Here is a 4,185-nt window from a genome sequence, read left to right on the forward strand (position 1 = left end):
ATGTCCTGCCAATTATCAATAATGCCGGACACCGTTAAATCGGTTAATAGTCGTTTTGCCCCAGCCGCATCGCGTGCCGCTGAGTTGGCGATGGTAAACACCCAGTCGCCTTCTTTGGTGCCAATCGGGTCCATGCCTACGGCTGTGCCCCCGCCTAGCGTTTTTAGTTCTTTGAGTGGCAGATGCCCAACATCTTCAAGACGGCTGGTCAGGACGATCTGCTTGCCTACTTGATGAATCTGCATGGCTTAGTCGTCCCATCCGTCCCAGTGATCGAGAATACCAACGATGGTCAAATCACTTGGGTAGCCTTTGGTTCCGGTGGCATCACGTGCCGCGGAACTACCACAACATAGAACGTAGTCGCCTTCTTTGCAGCCGATTGGATCGACCGCAACCGTTGGACTGCCGTTCTTTTTGTCTTCCAACAGCTTCAGCGGCATGTGATCCATCATCGCGATGCGGTTGGTGGAGACTACAGTGCCGGTTACGCGCCAAATTTTCATCTAACACTCTCTGTCAGTTAGTCTCGCTGTCCAGCCGATGGGCTGCGCAGTGAGAAGTGTAATCTCTTAAGGTACAAAGCGTATGCAACATACCGACTTTCGATAAATCTGCAAACTGCTCATGTACCGCTTTTTCAATACGCTGCGCTTTCTTAGCAGCTCGGCTTTTCGATTCCGCCACGCGGCCGTCATAATCGGCGCGGATAATAATCGGTATCGATCTGCCCTGGCATAGATTCAATTTCTTGAAAATCTTAATGCCGACTTGTACATCCGCGAGACCTTCTTCCAAGGTCTCTAAGAAGCTGTAATAGGTTAGATTGCGAAGCTGAACTTCTTCAAATCCATTGCCGATTCCGATAAATCGTTCGGCGTGACCTAAGTCCGGATAGCAACCTGCTTCAAAACGGTGTACATAATCTATCTGAGCGATATTTCGCTCAATCAACCAAGCCAGCACTTTACGCAAATTCGCGGCATCGTCTGCAAGACGGGCGCGGCGATTACCGACAACCAATGTATTGGCAATCTGTCGTTGTGCTGCCTCGGCATCTAAATTCATTGTTTGGTGGTAGAGCGTATGCGTATCGACATAGCGTTCTAAACTCACCTGGCCCCGTTCGTCTGGAACATGAACCCGTAAACTGTCGTCGTCTGTATTAACACCTAGCAATACAACGTCGATGGTTGACCCACATCCAAATCGATTTTCAATCGCTTGACGAAAATCCGTTAGTTTGTCGAGCGCGGCTTGAGCTGCTTTTGCATCATCACTACCGTGCGCGGCACACCCTTGGTGGTGCGGATCGGCTTTCGAGAAATGATAAGACGCGATTTTTAAATACCGGGTCGGTTCATTAGCCGCATTCGGCTTGGCTTCTCTAAAGCGCATGTGTTCAATAAATACCCAGTTGCGTACGCTTTCACTCACATCGAATAAAGCGCCTGCGTGGGCTTTGCGTCGAACCAAGTCGTATGGCAAACGGAGAACGTAACTGACTATATGTGCAAGACGTCCGTCAGCACAAGGCGCAACTCCAATCGCATGGTATCCCATGCTTTGTAACTGCTTAGCTACTTGTTCTGTTTGTTGACCATTTAATGGGTCTTGTTCAAAAAATTCTTTGCTAAAGGCTAAGAATTGTTCAAACACGCATTGGCTGTAAAGCGTTCTCAGATTTAAGCCACCGATACTGGCTTGTTCAAGAACATCCAGTGGCAGTTCAAACCCGAGTTGTGCTTGTAACGTTTTGTTAGCCCAGCGCGCAAAGTCCTGTCTACCATATCCTGCTGAGAGGCTTGTAAGCACCGCCTCGATATTATCGAAGCGGGCTTTAGAAGCTAACTCATAGGCACGGAGTCGTTCATTTGTATGCTGATCAGCCAGAGGATGTCCGTTTTCAACTGCACTCGCTTGATTTCCCTTTGCGCTCTTCCTTTTATAAGGAATCGGCTTTGGTAATTCATGTTGTGTGCGGTCTCGACGATAACGCCCTCTTGCTAACATAACGTGCTCATTTACGGTTTCAGGTTAAGCGCGAGCGCCGCCCGAGAGAGTGACTTTCGCCCCTGTCTCGGTATTCCCTGAAGAACCGGTAATTGAGCTGACTGGAACCTCTGGCATCGATTGCGGACGGTAGTTATGTGCCCCCATTACCTGTGCTGGCTGTTGGCCACCACGGAAAGAAGGGTTGCGTCTGGTTGCCCATTCGCCTTCCGTTCCGGTTACTTTGCTGCTGCGATCCCAACCGTCACCTGTAATTCGCGGACCATGTTGTGGTGCAACCTCTTCTGCCGGAGCAGTTTGAGGTAGCGAAGTCACAGGTGCTTGCATCATCATTTGAGGTGCATTGACTGGCGCCGAAGGCATTGCATTGTTCATTATCTGAGGAAAATCAGACTCGCCTGGTTGAGAGGCAGTTGACTGACCACCACATACCGCCGCAGTTTGACCTGCGCCTTGGTATGCAGTACCTGTTACTAATTGACATGCGCCTTTTTGCGCTCCAGTTAGACCCTGAGGCCCTGGTTTAGCGCCAGTCATTGGTTGCTTTCCCGGCATAACAGACCCCATAGTACGATGTTGGACTTCAGCTCGCGCTTCAGTTCCACAGCTTGAGCTATGCTCAAACGACATATATGGAGTACCAGTTACTGCTTTACAAGTACCTGCTTCTGCACCTGTCATCCCAGTAGTTGAACCACTGCGATCACCTGTGATCGATTGACCACGAGTTGTGCTAGAAATGGTAATTTTCGCCGGAGCTGCTTCTGGTTGAGCGTTACAGAAAGTTTCAGCTTCCTCTACGCCTTGGTAACCAGTACCAGATACCGACTGACAATAACCGCGTTCATCGCCAGTAACATCTTCAATACGACCAACTTGAGTACCCGTAGTCTGGTTACCCGCTGCTGTTTGTGAAGAAACTACCTTCTCAGGCATCTCTACAGCAGTTGGACGAATCGTAACTGAAGTTGACTTATATCCGTCACCACCGGTTACGTTTGAAGCACCTTGATTGCTATTCATTTGTGTTGCGTTGATGCTAAAACCAGAAACCTTTGCAGGTTGACTAGCGTTAGTACCACAGAACAATTCACCTTGATCGGCTGGTAGATAGTCGGTACCAGTGATACCACGACATGCACCTGCACGATCACCCGTTACCGCTTGTGCATTACCAACTGCTGTTCCACTAATGGTTTCACCTTTAGTAGTTTGCGTACGGGTTACCTTTGGCTTTCCCGCGGCTGGAGCACTATCACATTGGGTGTTGAATTCTTCTGAACTTAAATATTCAGTACCGCTTACAACTTGACATGCACCGCTCTCGGCACCTGTCATGCTACCTTGTCCGACTTGTGTTCCTGAAATCCCTTGACCAGCAAGAGTCGTAGAATGACCTACTTTTTCAGGTGCACTGCGCTCGCGGCCTTTACGGCTACGTGTGTTGCTGGTTGCACCGGTTGAGCAAGTTTTGCCACGGCTACAACGTTCTGAGCGAACAGTACGCGCAATATCACGGCTAGAAGCTTCTGGGTTGTTCATACGCGCAACGGCACCAGATTGGCTGCCTTTTGTTTTATAGGCAGTCTCACCGGTTTTACCTAGCGTACGAGCTTTACGATATGAACGAGACATATCGCGACCAGGATTTGACTTAGTCGTAGTGACAGTTGATTTAACTTCATTACGACCAGTAGCACGTGTTGTTGTCAAAGGCTTAGCAGCAACCTCGACCTTAGCAGCTGGAGCTGTATCAACTTGCGCTTCTGCTTTTGCAGATGCACGAGCTTGCATAGCTTTCGCCTTAGGGTGCGGGTTGTTGCTCGATTGCTTCTGGTAACCACGGTTACCACGAAGCTGCGCTTGACGACGTTTTTGTGCTGCTTCACGCCCTTCTGCCACCACTACCGGAGAGCCAACCTGTGCACGATCTTTTGGAGCGCTTACAGGTGCGGCTTGTACCACCGGAGCAGCTGGCGCAACGTTAGCTGAACGCTGCTGAGCACGCGTTGGAATCGGCGCATTAGCAGCTGCAGCTTTACGTTGGCTAGCAGAAGTTTTAGTCGAAGAGATAGCGGCACCACCAAGCTGAGCTTGACGGCGTGCTTGCGCTGCTGCGCGACCACTTTGAGATTGACTCATTATTTGGCCTCCCTTTTCGTTCGTTAGTTA

Annotated in this window: 4 protein-coding genes; all 4 read right to left on the bottom strand. The window is 49.8% G+C overall.

Annotation, left to right across the window (positions count from 1 at the left end; genetic code table 11):
• The coding region (locus J3998_RS12970; protein WP_208151090.1) for a EutN/CcmL family microcompartment protein at positions 1-245 on the bottom strand (245 nt) is incomplete at its 3' end.
• A 3-nt stretch (positions 246-248) separates the two neighbouring features.
• Entirely contained in the window at positions 249-506 is a 258-nt protein-coding gene (locus J3998_RS12975) for an alpha-carboxysome shell vertex protein CsoS4 (protein WP_208151083.1), read from the bottom strand.
• Positions 507-519: 13 nt separating this feature from the next.
• Positions 520-2,013, bottom strand: a complete 1,494-nt coding sequence (locus J3998_RS12980; protein WP_208151091.1) for a carboxysome shell carbonic anhydrase — start codon at positions 2,011-2,013, stop codon at positions 520-522.
• A gap of 24 nt (positions 2,014-2,037) precedes the next feature.
• Positions 2,038-4,155 carry an alpha-carboxysome scaffolding protein CsoS2 gene (csoS2, locus tag J3998_RS12985; RefSeq protein ID WP_208151092.1) on the bottom strand — a complete coding sequence of 706 codons (2,118 nt, stop codon included), beginning with the start codon at positions 4,153-4,155 and terminating at the stop codon, positions 2,038-2,040.
• Positions 4,156-4,185: the final 30 nt, after the last annotated feature.

It is taken from the genome of Thiomicrorhabdus marina, from assembly GCF_017571465.1.
Lineage (GTDB): Bacteria > Pseudomonadota > Gammaproteobacteria > Thiomicrospirales > Thiomicrospiraceae > Thiomicrorhabdus > Thiomicrorhabdus marina.